14 protein-coding genes are annotated in these 13,803 nt (G+C 73.8%); 7 read left to right on the top strand and 7 right to left on the bottom strand.

Annotated elements, in window-relative coordinates; translation table 11 throughout:
- The first annotated feature begins 37 nt into the window (after positions 1 to 37).
- On the top strand, positions 38 to 1,291 hold the full coding sequence (locus tag ACIBG4_RS04545; RefSeq protein ID WP_397200636.1) for an ArgE/DapE family deacylase: 1,254 nt from the start codon (positions 38 to 40) through the stop codon (positions 1,289 to 1,291).
- On the opposite strand, the gene ACIBG4_RS04540 is transcribed toward ACIBG4_RS04545, so the two are convergent.
- From ACIBG4_RS04540 to ACIBG4_RS04530, 3 genes are all read right to left on the bottom strand, one after another.
- Positions 1,288 to 2,184: an ABC transporter ATP-binding protein gene (locus ACIBG4_RS04540; protein ID WP_397200635.1), complete on the bottom strand. Its 897-nt coding sequence runs from the start codon at positions 2,182 to 2,184 to the stop codon at positions 1,288 to 1,290. The genes ACIBG4_RS04545 and ACIBG4_RS04540 overlap by 4 nt on opposite strands.
- Before the next feature lie 130 nt (positions 2,185 to 2,314).
- Positions 2,315 to 3,355, bottom strand: a complete 1,041-nt coding sequence (locus tag ACIBG4_RS04535; protein WP_397200634.1) for a FecCD family ABC transporter permease — start codon at positions 3,353 to 3,355, stop codon at positions 2,315 to 2,317.
- Positions 3,356 to 3,397: 42 nt separating this feature from the next.
- Positions 3,398 to 4,480 carry a FecCD family ABC transporter permease gene (locus ACIBG4_RS04530; protein WP_397200633.1) on the bottom strand — a complete coding sequence of 361 codons (1,083 nt, stop codon included), beginning with the start codon at positions 4,478 to 4,480 and terminating at the stop codon, positions 3,398 to 3,400.
- Between the two features lie 85 nt (positions 4,481 to 4,565).
- Here ACIBG4_RS04530 and ACIBG4_RS04525 point away from each other — a divergent pair, with 85 nt between their 5' ends.
- Positions 4,566 to 5,585: an ABC transporter substrate-binding protein gene (locus tag ACIBG4_RS04525; RefSeq protein ID WP_397200632.1), complete on the top strand. Its 1,020-nt coding sequence runs from the start codon at positions 4,566 to 4,568 to the stop codon at positions 5,583 to 5,585.
- Here ACIBG4_RS04525 and ACIBG4_RS04520 read toward each other — a convergent pair.
- A complete protein-coding gene (locus ACIBG4_RS04520) occupies positions 5,569 to 8,007 on the bottom strand; it encodes a helicase-associated domain-containing protein (protein WP_397200631.1) in 2,439 nt (812 codons plus the stop codon). The two genes, ACIBG4_RS04525 and ACIBG4_RS04520, sit on opposite strands and share 17 nt — an antisense overlap.
- A gap of 77 nt (positions 8,008 to 8,084) precedes the next feature.
- Positions 8,085 to 8,588, bottom strand: coding sequence for an ATP-binding protein (locus ACIBG4_RS04515; RefSeq protein WP_310715879.1), 504 nt, complete (start codon positions 8,586 to 8,588; stop codon positions 8,085 to 8,087).
- Between the two features lie 223 nt (positions 8,589 to 8,811).
- On the opposite strand from ACIBG4_RS04515, the gene ACIBG4_RS04510 reads away from it, so the two are divergent.
- The 4 genes from ACIBG4_RS04510 to ACIBG4_RS04495 all read left to right on the top strand — a co-directional run bounded on the left by ACIBG4_RS04510 (position 8,812) and on the right by ACIBG4_RS04495 (position 11,121).
- Entirely contained in the window at positions 8,812 to 9,633 is an 822-nt protein-coding gene (locus ACIBG4_RS04510; RefSeq protein WP_310715943.1) for a helix-turn-helix transcriptional regulator, read from the top strand.
- A complete protein-coding gene (locus tag ACIBG4_RS04505; protein ID WP_113703532.1) occupies positions 9,634 to 9,870 on the top strand; it encodes a DUF397 domain-containing protein in 237 nt (78 codons plus the stop codon).
- Positions 9,871 to 10,040: 170 nt separating this feature from the next.
- On the top strand, positions 10,041 to 10,295 hold the full coding sequence (locus ACIBG4_RS04500; protein WP_310715881.1) for a hypothetical protein: 255 nt from the start codon (positions 10,041 to 10,043) through the stop codon (positions 10,293 to 10,295).
- A gap of 82 nt (positions 10,296 to 10,377) precedes the next feature.
- Positions 10,378 to 11,121, top strand: a complete 744-nt coding sequence (locus ACIBG4_RS04495; RefSeq protein WP_310715883.1) for a hypothetical protein — start codon at positions 10,378 to 10,380, stop codon at positions 11,119 to 11,121.
- 7 nt (positions 11,122 to 11,128) lie between these two features.
- Here ACIBG4_RS04495 and ACIBG4_RS04490 read toward each other — a convergent pair whose 3' ends face one another.
- On the bottom strand, positions 11,129 to 11,719 hold the full coding sequence (locus ACIBG4_RS04490) for a histidine phosphatase family protein (RefSeq protein WP_397200630.1): 591 nt from the start codon (positions 11,717 to 11,719) through the stop codon (positions 11,129 to 11,131).
- 58 nt (positions 11,720 to 11,777) lie between these two features.
- Between ACIBG4_RS04490 and ACIBG4_RS04485 the strand changes: the two genes are divergently transcribed.
- Positions 11,778 to 12,746, top strand: a complete 969-nt coding sequence (locus ACIBG4_RS04485) for a zinc-binding dehydrogenase (protein ID WP_397200629.1) — start codon at positions 11,778 to 11,780, stop codon at positions 12,744 to 12,746.
- 59 nt (positions 12,747 to 12,805) lie between these two features.
- Here ACIBG4_RS04485 and ACIBG4_RS04480 read toward each other — a convergent pair whose 3' ends face one another.
- On the bottom strand, positions 12,806 to 13,717 hold the full coding sequence (locus tag ACIBG4_RS04480) for a TIGR03621 family F420-dependent LLM class oxidoreductase (protein WP_397200628.1): 912 nt from the start codon (positions 13,715 to 13,717) through the stop codon (positions 12,806 to 12,808).
- Positions 13,718 to 13,803: the final 86 nt, after the last annotated feature.

Below are 13,803 nucleotides of genomic sequence, written 5' to 3'. Positions count from 1 at the left end.
GTTCATGACGGGCCGGCGGCGTGACTAGGGTTGCCTCATGCGCGAGGTGGAAGCCCGGGTCCTGGATGCCGTCGACGACCCCGGCACGGTGAGCCTGCTGGCCGAGACGGTCAGGGTGCCCAGTATCACGGGGACCGACGCCGAGTCGGAGCTCCAGCACCGCTTCGCCCGTCTCCTCACCGAGGCCGGTCTCGACGTGGACGTGTGGAAGGTCGACATCGAGGGGCTGCGGGCCCGCGACGGCTTCCCCGGCACCGAGGCGCCCCGCTCCGAGGCGTACGGCGTGGTCGGGGTGACCGGCGGCGAGGGCGTGCCCGCGCTGGCGCTCCAGGGCCACGTCGACGTCGTGCCGACCGGCGACCTGGCCAAGTGGGAGGGCAACGACCCGTTCGCCGCGCGGATCGTCGGCGACACCCTGCACGGCAGGGGCGCCTGCGACATGAAGGCCGGCCTGGTGGCCAACCTCGCCGTCGTCCGCGCCCTGCGCGCGGCCGGGGTGCGGCTGGTGCGGCCGCTCGCCGTGCACTGCGTGGTGAGTGAGGAGGACGGCGGGCTGGGGGCGTTCGCGACGCTGGCCCGGGGCCACACCGCCGAGGCGGCCGTCCTCACCGAGCCCACGAGCGGCACGGTCATCACGGCCAACGCCGGGGCGTTGACGTTCCGGCTGGAGGTCTCCGGCCGGGCCGCGCACGGCGGAGCCCGGACGGAGGGCGTCAGCGCGATCGAGGTGTTCTGGCCGGTGTTCGAGGCCATCCGGCGGGTGGAGGCCGAGCGCAACCGCGACGTGCCGCCCCTGTACGGGGACAACGCGCTGCCGTACCCGATCGAGATCGGCACCGTGCGGGCCGGCGACTGGGCGAGCACGGTGCCGGACCTGCTGGTCGCCGAGGGGCGGCTCGGCGTGCGGCTCGACGAGGACCCGGCCGACGCGCGCGCCGCCCTGGAGGAGGCGGTGCTGGGCGCGGCGAGCCCGTGGCTGCGCGAGAACCCGCCTGTGGTGACGTGGCCGGGCGGCCAGTTCGCCAGCGGGCGGCTGCCCGAGGGGCATCCGCTGCTGGGGGAGGTGAACCGGGCGGTCGCCGACGTCTCGGGCGCCTGGCCGCGCGAGGCCGCCGCGCCGTACGGGAGCGACCTGCGGCTGTACGCGGCGGGCGGCATCCCGTCGCTGCACTACGGCCCTGGTGACGTGCGGTTCGCGCACGCCCCGAGGGAGCAGGTGGAGCTGTCGGAGCTGCGCGAGGTGACCCGCGCCCTCGCCCTCCTCGCGCTCCGCGTCTGCGGCGTCCGCTAGGACCGGCGCCGCGACGCCCCGGACACGGACGCCCGCTCCGGCGACGTGGAGGCCCGCTCCAGCGGCACGGACGCCCGCGCCGGCGACTCCGGGGCGCGGCGGCGGGACTCCGGGATGACGAGCGGCGTCCCCGACTGCGGATCGGTGATGATCTCGCAGCGCAGGTCGAACACCCGCGCCACCAGCTCCGGCGTCACGATCGCCGACGGGTCCCCCTCGGCGACGATCCGGCCGTCGCGCATGACGACGAGGTGCGTGGCGTAGCGGCACGCCTGGTTCAGGTCGTGCAGCACCGCCACCATCGTGCGGCCCGCCTCGTGCAGGTCGGCGCACAGGTCCAGCACCTCGATCTGGTGCGAGATGTCGAGGAACGTCGTCGGCTCGTCCAGCAGCAGGATCGGCGTCTCCTGGGCCAGCGCCATCGCCAGCCACACCCGCTGCCGCTGCCCGCCCGACAGCTCGTCCACGATCCGCTCGGCCAGCCCCGTCACGTCGGTGGCGCGCATGGCCTCGGCCACGGCGGCCTCGTCCGCGCGCGACCACTGCCGCATGAGCCGCTGGTGCGGGTACCGCCCCCGCGCCACCAGGTCGGCCACCGTGATGCCGTCGGGCACGATCGAGCTCTGCGGCAGCAGGCCGAGCCGGCGGGCCACCTCCTTGGACGGCAGCGAGGTGATCACGCTGCCGTCGAGGTGGACGGCGCCCTTCTTCGGCTTCAGCATGCGGGCGAGGGCGCGCAGGAGCGTGGACTTGCCGCAGGCGTTGGGGCCGATGATCACGGTGAACGACTCGTCGGGGATCGTCACGTCCAGGCCCTCGGCGACCACCCGCTGGTCGTAGGCGAGCGTCAGGCCGGACCCCGAGAGCCGGGCGGCGGGCGGGGACGGGAGCATCAGCGGCGGTCCTTTCCCAGCGGGAGCATCAGCGGCGGTCCTTTCCCAGCGGGAGCATCAGTGACGGTCCTTTCGCAGCGCGGGCATCAGTGAACGGTCTTTCGCAGCGCGAGCATCGGTGGCGCCGGCATCAGTGGCGGTCCTTGCGGAGCAGGAGGGCGAGGTAGACGCCGCCGATCGCGGCGGTGAGGACGCCCACGGGCAGCTGGGCGGGCGCGATGACCCGCTGCGCAGCCAGGTCGGCCGCCGTCAGGAGCACGGCGCCGGTGAGCGCCGAGGCGGTCATGGTGACGCCGGAGGAGCGGGTCAGCCGCCGGGCGAGCTGCGGCGCCGCGAGGGCCACGAAGACGACCGGCCCGGCGGCGGCCGTGGCCACACCGCACAGCAGCACCCCGGCGACGACGGCCGCCGCCCGCACGGTCTCCACCCTGATCCCCATCGCGCGGGCCGCGTCGTCGCCCATCTCCATCATCCGCATCGGCCGGGACACGTACGCGCAGACCGGCAGCAGGATGGCCACCGCCGCGCCGACCGGGATCGCGTGCTCCCAGCCGCGCCCGCCGAGGCTGCCGGTGAGCCAGGCGCCGGCGGTGGCGGCGTCGTTGATGTTGGCGCGGGTCAGCAGGTACGAGTTGACGGAGACGAGCAGCGCGTTCGCGCCGATGCCGACGAGCACCAGCCGGTAGCCCTGCACCCCGCGCCGGAACGCCAGCCCGTACACCAGGGCGGCCGTCACCACGCAGCCCGCCAGCGAGCCGCCCGCGATGTGCAGGGCGGTGCCGCCGGAGACGACGGCGAGGATGCCGCCCGTGGAGGCGCCGGCGGTGAAGCCGATGAAGTCGGGGCTGCCGAGCGGGTTGCGGGTGAGGCTCTGGAAGATCGCGCCGCTCATCCCGAAGGCCGCGCCGACCAGCAGGCCGGTGACGACCCTGGGGGCGCGCAGCCTGGACACGATGAGCTCGGCGACGGGCGTGCCCTGCCCGAACACCGCCTTCAGCACGTCGGGCACGGGCACGGTGAACTCGCCGGTGGAGATGGCCAGCACGGACACGACGAACCCGGCGGCGACGAGCCCGAGGCATGCCGACAGCGCCCGGGGCGCCGGCCGTACCGACCAGGACCCGAGACGCGCCACCCGCCGGGGGCGGGCAGGGGAGGGGGAGAGGGTCACGAAAGAGCTCCAGCACGGGACGGGGGGAGGGTCATGGGGGCGTCACAGGGCGGCGAGCCGCCTGCGCCGGGCCATCAGGATGAAGACCGGGGCGCCCAGCAGCGCGCACATGATGCCGACCTGCACCTCTCCGGGCCGCGCGATGAGCCGTCCGACCACGTCGGCCGCCAGCAGCAGCGCCGGAGCGGTGAGCACCGTGTAGGGCAGCACCCATCGCTGGTCCCCGCCCACCACCGCGCGCACGGCGTGCGGCACCGCGAGGCCCACGAACCACAGGGGCCCGGCTGCCGCGGTCGCCGACCCGCACAGCAGGGTCACGGCCACGCCCGCGAGCAGGCGGGTCCGGCCCACGGCCACGCCGAGGGCCCGGCCGGTGTCGTCGCCGAGCGACAGCAGGTTGAGCGGCCGGGCCAGCAGCAGCCCGATGACGATGCCCGCGACCATGAACGGTGCCAGGCGCACCAGCGTGGCCGCGTCCTGACCGGCCAGCGACCCGGTCAGCCAGAACCGCATCCGGTCGAACGTCTTGGCGTCGATCCGCAGGAGCGCCGAGCACGCGGCGGTGAGTGCCATGCCCACGGCGACGCCCGCCAGCGCGAGCCGTACCGGGGCGGAGCCGGAGCGGCCCGCCGAGCCCAGCGCGTAGACGAGGACGGAGGCCACGGCCGCGCCCCCGAACGCGAACCACACGTACACGGCCGGGTCCGACAGCCCGAGCAGGGCGAGCGCCACGGTGACGCCCAGGGCGGCGCCCTGGTTGACGCCAAGCAGGCCGGGGTCGGCCAGCGGGTTGCGGGTGAGGCTCTGCATGATCGCGCCGGCCAGGCCGAGCGCCGCGCCCACGCCGATGCCGAGCAGCGTGCGCGGCACCCGCAGCTCGCGGATCACGGTGTGGTCGCTGGAGGCGCCGGGCGCGAGGAAGGCGTCGATCACCGTGGACAGCGGCACGGAGCGGGCGCCCAGCGCCACGCTGGCCAGCGCGACGAGCACCAGCACGCCGAGCGCGGCCACCAGGCCGGCGGTCAGGACCGCCGTCCGGCCGCGCCCCGTCGCCCCCGTCGGAGGGCTCTCCGCCGGCCGGCCGGGCATCGCGGGCGGCGATTCGATCTGATGGGCCGGGCGCACCCACCCCCCTCTCCTGGCGGTCAAACTTAGGTAAGGCTAATCTCATCACGCACGATGAAGGCAAGCCTAACCTTAGGAGTGGGAAATGTCCGAACCGGTACTGGCCCGCAGGGGCTTCCTCGTGGCGGCCGCGGGCCTGGCGGCGACGCTGACCCTGGCGGCGTGCGGGTCCGGCACCGGAACGGGGACCGCGGCGCCGAGCGGTTCCGCCGTACCGAGCGGGTCCGCCGGAGGGCCCTGGACGTTCACCGACGACCGCGGCCGCAAGCTGGAGCGACCGCAGCGCCCGGCGCGCATCGTGGCCCAGGTCGGCTCGGCCGCCGCGCTGTGGGACTTCGGGGTGCGGCCGGTGGCGGTGTTCGGCCCGCACAAGCTCAAGGACGGCAGCAGGGACCCGCAGGTCGGCAACGTCGACATCACCAAGGTCGAGGGCCTGGGCAACGTGTGGGACGAGTTCAACGTCGAGAAGTACATCTCGCTCCAGCCCGACCTGCTGGTCAGCAACATGTACGAGAAGGACACCCTCTGGTACGTCCCGGAGAAGTCCAAGGACACCATCGAGCAGGTCGCCCCCACGGCCGGCATCATGCTCACCGGCGCGAGCGCCACCGACGTGATCGGCCGCTACGAGGAGCTGGCCACCTCCCTCGGCGCCGGCATGCAGGGCGTCCCCGAGGCCAAGGCCCGGCTGGAGGCCGCCACGAAGGAGCTGGCCGCGTTCAAGGACCTGAAGATCCTCATGCTGTCGGGCGGCGCCGACGCGCTGTGGATCGTCAACCCGCCGGAGTACCCCGACATCGTCCACCTGACCCGCAACGGCCTGAACGTCGTGACCCCGTCCAAGGTGGACGAGGGCGGCTTCTTCCAGACGCTGAGCTGGGAGAACGCCGACACCTACGACGCCGACGTCATCCTGTACGACACCCGCAGCCAGGCGCTCCAGCCCGCCGAGATGATGAGGAAGCCGACCTTCGCCAAGCTCCCGGCGGTCAAGGCCGGGCAGCTCTACCCGTGGCGGGCCGAGACGCCCTTCAGCTACCAGGGCTACGCGGCCTTCGTCGAGGGGCTCGTGGCCGACCTGAAGAAGGCTAGTAAGCTGCCCTGACCTCGACGATCTCCGCCAGCGGGAACTCGAGGTAGTCGCCGGCCTCCTCGCACCAGGCGTCGAGCGCGGCGCCCTTGAGCTCGCCGTGGCTGATGGTGGCGGTCAGCCCGCCGGTCAGCGTGATGCCGGCCCGCACCCCGCGGTCCACCACGAACCCGAGCAGCGACTGCTGCGCGGTGGGCAGCCGGGTCGCCATCCGCCCGATGACGGCCCAGGTGCGGCCGGCCGGCTGCGCGCTCTGGCCGGCCGCGACCAGCCGGCGCGCGTGCTCGTACGGGTCGGGCGTGGGGTCGGCGACGATGTGCGCGAGGCCGTCGGGCCCGGCCAGCGCGGCGGCGCCGGACGGGACGGGCCGCTCCGGCAGCTCGGCCACCTGCCCGCCGGGCAGCAGGACCAGCTTGCCGCCCGCCGGCGGCTCCTCGGGCCGGACCCGCCGGATGGTGATCTCGCCGGTGTCGGCGACGGGCACCGGGGCGTAGCCGTTGTCGCGCAGCACGGCGAGCGTGCGTTCGGCGTCGGCCGAGCCGACCAGCACCGTGGGGGCCAGCAGGCGCAGCCCGAGGCGGGTCAGCCGCCGGTTGGCGGCGATCTCGGCGAGCAGCGCCGGGTCGGACGCCTGCACCACGCAGCCGACCGTGGTCACGGTCACCTCGCCGTGGCGGCGGGCCACGTCGCGCACGAGGTAGTCGAGCGGCTGCGGCACGGTGCCGACGGCGGCCAGCTCGTCCAGCAGCTCGTCGGCGTCGTGGCCGTGGTCGAGCGCGCCGCGCACGCTCTCGGGCGTGAACCGCCACACCGAGGCCGACCCCCGCGACTCCCGCTCGGCCACCCGGTCGAGCAGCGCGGCCAGCTCGGCCGCGGGCGGCCCGGTGACCACCGCGGTCAGGTCGGGCCCGAACAAGGCGCTCCTGCGCACGCTGGCCAGCGCCCGGGTGGACGCCTCCACCAGCATCGGGTCGTGCTCGACGAGGGGGACGACCTCGTCGTTCTCGTCGCCCGCGCGCGCGGCCAGCCCGGCCAGGGCCCGGCCGAGGTCGGTCAGCGAGTCGTTGGCGATCAGGCCGAGCAGCCGCGCCTCCTCCAGCGCCGCCGAGGCGCACTCGCCGAGCATCTCCCGGTCGAGCAGCGGAGCGTGCCAGTGCACGTTGGCGATCAGGCCGGCGCGGTCGGCGAACGCGGTGCCCGACGGCAGGTGGGCCAGCACGGGCAGCACCGCCCGGCGGATGCGGGCCACGGCCGGGCCGGACCGGTCGTCGCCGAGCAGGGTGCCGTACCTGCCGTCGAGGCGGCGCAGCGACGAGCGCTCCATCCGCCACCACGCCGACAGCAGCACCCGCAGCCGCGCCGCGCCCTCGTCGAGCCGCCACCGGTCGAAGCGCTCGGTCGGCACCATGCCGCCCGCCTGCTCGTCCCAGGCCAGCAGCCGGGCCACCGCGCAGATCTCCAGCAGCAGCCGGGTCTCGTCCTCGTCGCAGCCGGTCTCCTTGGCCACGCGCCGCACCTCCCGCACGCCCACGCCGCCGGTCTTGAGCAGCGGCAGCGGCGTCTTGGAGATGTTGTCGAGCAGGGCCGCGCACCGCTCCACCACGTGCGGCGCGGCCAGCGTCATCAGGTGGTCGACCTCTTCGGGGTCGATGGGGATCGTGGCCACCTCGGGCGGCTCGGGTGTGAACGGCGGACGATGGCCGGGGCCGCGCAGGCACAGCGCCACCTCGCGCGGCATCTCGGCGACGTGCCAGCTCGGCCGGTAGAGCAGGCCGTGGTCGGCGCTCCACTTCTCGGGGGTGCCGGGCGTGACGAACCTGCCGCCGTCCACGTCGCGGACGGGGCCGCTCCAGGCGAACTCGTCCAGCAGCTCGCGCGTGCCCTCGGGGGCGTGGCGCAGCAGCGCCGCCAGGTGCGCCGGGTCGGCGAGCACCTCGCTGACCCGGGCGATCGCGCGGCGCTTGTGGCCGCCCGAGGGCAGGCCGAGGCGGCGGGCCAGGGCGCGCAGGGTGTCGAGGCTGATCGTCCAGGAGTTGAGGTAGTGGTCGAGGGGCTCGCCGAGGCCCAGCGGGGTGGGCCACCAGCGCGCGACCGCCTCGGCCAGGTGGATCGCGCCTTCGGCGTCGGGCCAGGCCAGCGCGTGGTCCTGCAGCCGGTCGAGCCAGGGAGTCAGCTCCCCGAGCGGCACGCCGAGGAAATCCGCCACCCGCTCCGGCGTGGCATGGCGGACCACGAGGGACGCCTGGGCGAGCTCCAGGCAGGGCAGCGGCAGGCCGCGCAGCGCCTCCATGACGGCGAAGCCGTTGGACAGCCGCTGGGCGAGCGTGTCGAGCCGCCGCGGCCAGGGCGCGGCGATGGCGTCGGGCCGGTTGGAGAGAATGCGGCCGAGCCGGTCTTCGTCGAGTGTCCGCAGCCAGCCGAGCAGGTGATCATCCATCGGTCAGCACTCTCAGGGGTCGCGCGCGGGACTCACCGTGAGCCATGAGCATCCACGGTAGTGCAGATCACCCCCGGTCAGGTGAGGACTGCCCAGACGATCTTCCCTTGTGGTGCGAGCGCCGACCAGCCCCAGCGCAGGCTCAGGGATTCGACGATGTGCAGCCCCAGCCCGCCGGCGTCGAGGGGGCCGGGATAGCGCAGCACCGGCACCTCGGAGGCCGGGTCGGTGAACGCGCTGGTGACCAGTGACCCCCGGCGTACCAGGGACATGTGCACGGGCGGGCAGGAGCCGGGATCGGAGACGTGCAGGCCGTGGCGGAGCGCGTTGGTCGCCAGCTCGGAGACGACCAGCTCCATGTTCTCGGTGAGCTCCTCCAGCTTCCAGCCGCTCAGCGCCCCCATGGCGAAGGCGCGTGCCGCGTGCACGGAGGAGGGGGTGGGGGGAAGGACGAACGTGGCGCTCGCGGACGGCCCGGGGGCCAGCAGATCGCGCGCCGCCTCGGGCCACCAACCGACGGGGGGCCACCAGTCGAACGTGGTCCATTGGCCGGAAGCCAGGGTGGGTTGCACATAGATCATTCTGCGGCAAACTCTCGTGCAGGTGCAAGGGCGAATGCACGTGCAGAGGGTGCGTGCAGGCGCTACGGTTTCCCTCAAATGGTCAAACCGGCGGGAAAGGGGATCTTGGCCGCGGTTGATGATCTTTCGACCGTGAAGTGACAGACTAGGTGTCAAGGAAACGACCAAGGAGCAGCGCGTGTCCATTGATCCGCCGGGTTCTGGTTCGACCGTCAGGCGCATCATGCTCGGGGCGAGTCTCAGGCGCCTGCGCGAGGCCAGCGAGCTCACCCGCGACCAGGCCGGATTCCACATCCGGGCGTCCGAGTCCAAGATCAGCCGGATGGAGCTCGGTCGCGTCGGATTCAAGACACGTGATGTCGAGGACCTGCTCACCCTGTACGGCGTCGTCGACGACGCCGAACGCCGTGCTCTGCTGGAGATGGTCCGCGAGGCCAACACCCCCGGGTGGTGGCACAAGTACTCGGCCGTGCTGCCCTCGTGGTTCACCACCTACGTCGGGCTGGAGGAGGCCGCGAGCGTGATCCGCACCTATGAGGTGCAGTTCGTGCCCGGCCTGCTGCAGACGGCCGCCTACGCGCGCGCGGTCTTCCAGCTCGGCAACCCCGATGCCGGCCCCGCGGAGATAGAACGCCGCGTGCATCTGCGCATGCAGCGGCAGGAGCGCTTCACCCAGAAGGACGGGCCGCGCCTGTGGGCCGTCATCGACGAGGCGACGCTCAAGCGGACCATCGGCGGGCGGGACGTCATGGCCGAGCAGCTCCAGCACCTGCTGGAAGTCGCCGCACTGCCCAACATCACCCTCCAGGTGATGCCCTTCAGGTACGGCATGCACGCCGCTGAAGGGGGCGCGTTCAGCATCTTGCGGTTTCCCGAGTCCGATTTGTCGGACGTTGTCTATGTCGAGCAGCTCTGGGGTGCCCTATACCTGGACAAACGTGAGGACATCGACCCGTACCTCACGGCCATGGAGCAGTTATGCGTGGAGAGCACCACGCCCGGGGGCACCGTCGAGCTCGTCGGCGGTCTTCTCAGAAAGATGTAGATGAAGCAGACCTACAACGGCATGCCCGCGACCGACCTGAAGCAGGTCGCCTGGCGTAAGAGCCGCTACAGCAACTCGCAGGGCAACTGCGTGGAGCTCGCCCAGCTTCCTGACGGCGGCGTCGCGGTGCGCAACTCGCGTTTCCCCGACGGTCCGGCCCTGATCTACACCCGTGACGAGATCCGGGCCCTCGTGCTCGGGGTCAAGGACGGGGAGTTCGACGGGCTCCTGGTCTGAGGGGGGCGGTCCGAGGGCCGGTCTGAGGGGGCCGGTCCGATGCGTCCGGTCCGACGGGACCGTTCTGATGGGGGTGGCGTAACCGCGTGTTAACCTCCGGCGCGCCCGCTTAACGGCGGCGCGCCGGGGGCGTAACGGTCCCGCCCCGCGGACCGGACAGGATGCGGTCCATGCTCGACCAGATGACCCTCTATCCGATCGCCGACGACGTGCTCTTCGCGCCGGGCGGCAAGGTCGTGATCCGCACGTACGGCGTGGCGCCGGCGGAGTCCGGAACCGTCTCCTACCGCACGTGGGTGACCGGCATTCGCGACCAGCCCCGCTACTGGCACTGGGGCCACTTCGAGGACGCGGCGTCCGGCCACCGCCGGGTGCTGGAGTGGCTGACGGGCAGGGGGCCGCAGCCCGCCCAGTCGCTCTCCTGACCCTGCCCGCGTCTCCTCCGGCCGTGTTACGCTCACGCCTGAGCCGAGCAATCGCTTGGTCATGTGAGGTCGAGGAGGCGTGGTGCGCCGGGCCATCTACCTGATCGAAGAGGTCGACTTCCGCCCCATGAACTCCCGGCGGCCCCTGGAGTACCTCACCTGGCTCACCCGCTACAAACGCGAGGACGAGTCCCTCGAACGCCCCACCCTGACCACCGGGACGTCCATCAGGTCCCGCGACATCGACCTCGCGGGCGCCTTCTACGCGGTCGGCATCACCGGCCACCCCCAGTTCAAGGCCGTCACGCTGTGGGAGTGCCACGGCGGCTGGGACGGCGGCTGGCGGCAGATGATGAACATCTACCGCGGCGTGGACGACCGCCTCTTCCTGTCGGACATCGACGACCTGCGCTTCTCCGCCTTCTCCCGCCCGCTCGGCGCCGTGCCGGGCACGCCGTCGCTCGCCGGCGTGGGGCGCGCCGAGTTCTACCTGTTCGAGAGCGCCCGCGTACGGCCCGGCGCCGCGCTCGACTACCTGGAGGCGGTGCGCACCGAGCGGGCGCCCCTGATGGCCGAGCACGGGCACGAGCTGGTCGGCCTGTACGAGGTGCTGTTCTGCGACACCGAGGCGGTCACGATCTGGGGCGTCTCCCTGGACGACCACCTGCGCACGCAGCGCGCCCGCGACGCCGCGCTCGGCCTCGACGACGAGGCGGAGCCCGACGACCGGCTGCTGACCTGGGCCAAGAGGGCCCGCGACCACCTGGACGGGCCGTGGCGCGAGACCCTCCTCGCCCCGTTCCCCGGCAGCCGCCTGGCCCCCTGACGAAGGCTCAGGCCGGGGTGACGGGAGCGTTCCAGGTGACGACGACCGGCTCGCCGTGCTCGAAGCCGAGCCGGGAGTAGGTTCCGGTCTCCAGCTTGAACAGCCGCCCGTCCTCCGGCGGCAGCCGCAGCCACCGGGCCGCGATCACCCTCAGCATGTGACCGTGGGCCACCAGCGCCACCCGGCCCTCCGCGGCCAGGGCCCGGGCGATCACCCGGTCGGCCCGCGCGCCCACCTCGGCCACCGTCTCGCCGGGATGCTCCGCGTCGCCCGGTGTCACGCCGTCACGCCACAGATACCAGCCGGGCCGCGTCTCGCGGATGGTCGGCGTGGTCACGCCCTCATAGCCGCCGTAGTCCCACTCCCACAGATCCGGGTCCACCTCGTACGAACCGAGCCCGGCCAGCTCGGCGGTGCGCCGGGCGCGTCCCGCCGGCGAGCTGAGCACCAGGTCGAACACGCACTCCTTGACCAGGGGGGCGAGCGCCCGCGCCTGCTCCTCCCCGTTCGGCGTCAGCGGCACGTCGGTACGCCCGGTATGCCTGCCGGTCCGGCTCCACTCGGTCTCACCATGCCTGAGCAGCAACATCTCATCCATGCCTCCCATCATCCGGCACGCTTGACCTCAACTTCACTTGAGGGACCAGTCTGGGGCCATGGACGCGATCACTCTTGCCGCCTACGGTCCCCCCGAGAACCTCCGCCTCGTCACCCTGCCCGACCCCGAGCCCGGCCCCGGCCAGGCGCGCGTGGCGGTGCGCGCCGCGGGCGTGCACTTCATCGAGACCCTGCTGCGGCGCGGCGTGCCGGTCGGCCCGCACCCCGCGCCCGCGCTGCCGGCCGTCCTCGGGGGCGAGGTGGCGGGCGTGGTCGACGCGGTGGGGGAGGGCGTCGATCCGGCCCTGCTGGGCGCCCGCGTGGTGACCGGCGACCTGGAGTCCGGCGGCTACGCGTCGCTGGCGGTGGTGGAGGCGGCGTCGCTCCTGCCGCTCCCCGAGCACGTGTCGTACGGGGCGGCGGTGGCCATGGTCACGACCGGCACGACCACGATGGGCCTGCTGGAGCTGGCGCCGGTGACGGAGACGGACGTGGTGCTCGTCATGGCGGCGGCGGGCGGCGTGGGGACGCTGCTCGTGCGGCAGGCCCGTCAGGCCGGGGCGGCGGTCGTGGGGGCGGCGGGCGGACCGGCCAAGGCCGAGCGGGTCGCCGCGCTGGGCGCCGCGCTCGCGGTGGACTACCGCGAGCCCGGCTGGGCCGACGTCGTACGGGAGCGGGCCGGCGAGGCGACGGTCGTGTTCGACGGCGTGGGCGGCCGGCTGGGCGAGGAGGCGTTCGGCCTGCTCGCGAAGGGCGGCCGGCACGTGGTGTACGGGCAGGCGGCGGGGGAGTGGTTCCGGCCGGCGGAGGAGGAGCTGGCGGCCCGCGGCGTCACCTCCCACGACGGGATCGGCCACCTGCTGTCCCGGCCGGGCGGCCTCGGCGACCTCGTGGAGTCGGCGCTCGCGGAGGCGGCCGCGGGGCGGCTGGAGCCGGCCGTCCAGGAGTTCCCGCTGCGGGAGGCGGCCGCCGCCCACCGCGCCCTGGAGGAGCGGCGCACGATGGGCAAGGTCGTCCTCACGGTGTGACGCGGCGCTCACGTCCCTGCGAGCCGGTCGTCACGGGGCGGGGACGTGCCGGGACGCGCTCACGTCCCGGCGAGCTCCTCCACGACGGGGGTGAGGACGCCGAGGTCGCGCTCGTGGTGGACGACGAAGTACGACAGGTCGTGCTCGTCGCGCCAGTGGCGGAGCCGGTCGGCGATGTCGCGCCGCGTCCCCAGCAGCACCTGCGGCGTCCCCTCCAGCCGCGAGCTGTCGGCGGCGCTCCACGCCTCCTCCGCCCTGCGCTCGCCGGCCTGGAGCACGGTGGTCCCCAGCTCCAGCCGGTCGTAGCGCTCGCCCGCCGCCTCCCGCACGGTCCGCAGCTTGGCGAGGTACGCCTCCGGGCCCCCGTCGCGCTCGTCGGGCCCGCTGCCGTCGCCGCGCACCCGCGTCGTCAGGTGGACGACGTCCGCCTCGCGGGCCGCGAGGCGCAGCATCCGCCGCCCGCCCGCGCCGAGCAGCAGCGGCGGGTGGGGGCGGCTGACCGGCTTGGGCCACTGGTCGAGGTCCCGGACGCGGTAGTGGGCGCCGTCGAAGGAGAACGGACCCTCGCCCCACAGCCCCTTCAGTACGGCCAGCGCCTCGGCCAGCCGCTCCACCCGGACCCCGGGCGGCTCCAGCGCCATCCCGGCCGAGGCGTAGTCGCCGGCCATCCAGCCGGTGCCGAGCCCGACCTCCAGCCGGCCGTCCGACAGCAGGTCCAGCGTCGCCGTCTCCTTGGCCAGCACGGCAGGGTGCCGGAAGTCGTTGGCGAGGACCAGCGTCCCCACGCGCAGCCGGCTCGTCGCGCATGCCGCCGCGGTCAGGGCGGCCACGGGGGCGAAGCGGGGGCCGAGCAGGTGGTCGGGCACCAGGAGCACGTCGAACCCCGAGCCCTCCAGCCGCCTGGCCTTCTCGGCCCACTCCTTGCCGGACCCCGCCTGCCGTATCACGGCCCCGAACCTGAACCGCCGCACCGCGGGCCTCCTCTCGTACCAAGCGCTTGGTTCTAGGAGTGTACGCCGCGCGACCCGGGAATCCCCTCCGGCTACTTACCAAGCGC

Source organism: Nonomuraea sp. NPDC050383, assembly GCF_044459125.1.
Taxonomy (GTDB): Bacteria; Actinomycetota; Actinomycetes; order Streptosporangiales; family Streptosporangiaceae; genus Nonomuraea.
Note: the sequence above shows the minus strand (reverse complement) of the source record. Positions and strands in the feature narration are given on the sequence as shown.